This window comes from Intestinibacter sp., from assembly GCF_034113885.1.
Taxonomy (GTDB): domain Bacteria; phylum Bacillota; class Clostridia; order Peptostreptococcales; family Peptostreptococcaceae; genus Intestinibacter.
The window spans coordinates 1-2,115 of the sequence record NZ_JAXEWM010000241.1 but is presented as its reverse complement, the minus strand read 5'-3'; the positions used below and the strand labels follow the sequence as shown (position 1 = coordinate 2,115).

The 2,115-nt window shown below is 29.1% G+C and carries 3 protein-coding genes; all 3 read right to left on the bottom strand.

Features of this window, described 5'->3' with window-relative positions; all coding sequences use genetic code 11:
- A partial coding sequence (locus tag SPD90_RS14365) for an AAA family ATPase (RefSeq protein WP_320925685.1) occupies positions 1-773 on the bottom strand: 773 nt, incomplete at its 3' end.
- Positions 774-1,052: 279 nt separating this feature from the next.
- The gene (gene pcp / locus SPD90_RS14360; RefSeq protein ID WP_320925684.1) at positions 1,053-1,694 is read right to left on the bottom strand and encodes a pyroglutamyl-peptidase I; all 642 of its coding nucleotides are present in this window, start codon (positions 1,692-1,694) and stop codon (positions 1,053-1,055) included.
- A gap of 75 nt (positions 1,695-1,769) precedes the next feature.
- A partial coding sequence (locus tag SPD90_RS14355; RefSeq protein WP_320925683.1) for a ferritin-like domain-containing protein occupies positions 1,770-2,115 on the bottom strand: 346 nt, incomplete at its 5' end.

Sequence of the window (2,115 nt, the reverse complement as noted above, 5' to 3'; positions counted from 1 at the left end):
ATCCTGCTTACTAAAAAAGGGTATCCACTTGTAAAAAAATATATTTCCTTTGAAATCTGATCCACATTTATATTTAATCCATTACCCTTATTATAATCACTTATCATAGTAGCAATTTCACTACAATTAAAACTCATGTCTATATTAAAATCGACTGCGATGTTCCAAGGTGAATTGTATTTTATACCTTCATCATTTCTTATTTTTAATTTTAAATTTTTAATATCATGCACTCCTGCTAAAATTACACTTTTAAAACTGTCTTCAAAGCCTTCTATCATATTTAGATACCTACTTCTAAGCATACCTAAAAAGCTTAAAAATAGCTGGTTATTGCTGGATTTATCTACTTCATCTATAATTAATACGACTTCCTTTTCACTTTCATATATGAAATCGCTTATAGCTTCATCCAAGTCCATAAAGTTAGATACATTTTCAACCATCTGCTGTAATTTCCTAGAAAGTTCTTTGTTATTTTTTCTAAGTGATTTAGAAAATAACTTAATTATAGCTTTAGACATCAATTCTTCATCAGAAAATGCCTTGTCTCCAATTCCCTCAAAACTAATCCTTATCACTACATAATCCTTTTGTAATCTCATTTGAAGTTTTGATAATGTAGTAGTTTTTCCAAATTGACGCGGTCTATTAATCACAAAATATTTATTTTTTTCTATCAAATCTACAATTTTATCTATTTTATCATTTATATCAACCATATAATGTAAGTTCTCAACACACACACCTGTTGTATTAAAGTATTTTTTCAATTTAGACCTCCTATAAGTTTACTTTAGAATTTATTAAATACATCACATGTTACAGTTCAATTATGTTAAAAACTTACATTATTCATTGAGTTTTTATTAACGTCAATATTTCTTATATTTTTGCAACAGGTGTTGTTTTATTTTATACTATATAATATAATAGTTCAATATTCGTTATTGTCTACAAATATTGAACTATTTATACCCTTAAAGTTTTCATTATTATTTACTATAAATTGTATCATATAAATCTATCTTATTTTATACAAATATTTTTTACTAACATATTTCTCCACCTATGGCTTTTATATCTTTGTTATATAAAGTACATGCTTCTATAGCTAATTCTAATCCTTTTACTATTTCTTCTAAAGACATAAAAGGAGTTCCCTTTTTATCTATTACTTGCGAAGTCATATACGGTATATGAATAAATCCACCCTTTATATTTGGATATTTTTTATCTACCATATATAATATTCCGTACATCACATGATTACAAACAAAAGTCCCCGCTGTATTAGAAACGGATGCAGGTATTTTATTTTCGTTCATATGTTCGACCATAGCCTTTATTGGTAAACTTGAAAAATATGCAGGTTGTCCATCCTTTTGTATAACTTGATCTATAGGTTGGTTGCCTTCATTATCTTCTATTCTAAAGTCATCTATATTTATAGCGACTCTCTCACAAGTTATATCAAATCTACCCCCTGCTTGTCCTACTGATATCACTATGTCTGGTTTATGCTTTTCTATTGCTTGTTCTATAGCCTGTACTGATTTAGTTCTCACTGTCGGTATAGTTATTTTTACGACCTGTGCTCCATTTATATTGTCACTTACCATTTTTACAGCTTCTTCAGCTGGATTTACTGGCTCCCCTCCAAATGCATCAAATCCTGTTAATAAAATTTTCATTGTAACGACCTCCTGTATTTATTTAAAAAAGGTCCTACAATTTCTTGTAAGACCTCTATCTAAAAAGTTTAAGTTCTATCCAAAATATCTTTGTAATAATCCTAAGAATGCTTTACCATGTCTAGCTTCATCTTTACACATTTCATGAACTGTATCATGTATAGCATCTAGTCCTAATTCTTTAGCTCTCTTAGCTAATTTTAATTTTCCATCTGTAGCTCCGTATTCTGCGTCTACTCTTACTCTTAAGTTTTCTTTAGTATCTGCTACTACACATTCTCCTAGTAATTCAGCAAATTTTGCAGCATGTTCTGCTTCTTCAAAAGCTATTCTCTTATATGCTTCTGCTACTTCTGGATATCCTTCTCTATCTGCTTGTCTACTCATTGCTAAATACATTCCTACTTCTGTACATTCTCCA

What these genes read in the sequence shown, in the direction of transcription:
- pcp (WP_320925684.1), bottom strand. Translation starts at nt 1,694, where the DNA reads ATGAAAATTTTATTAACAGGATTTGATGCATTTGGAGGGGAGCCAGTA.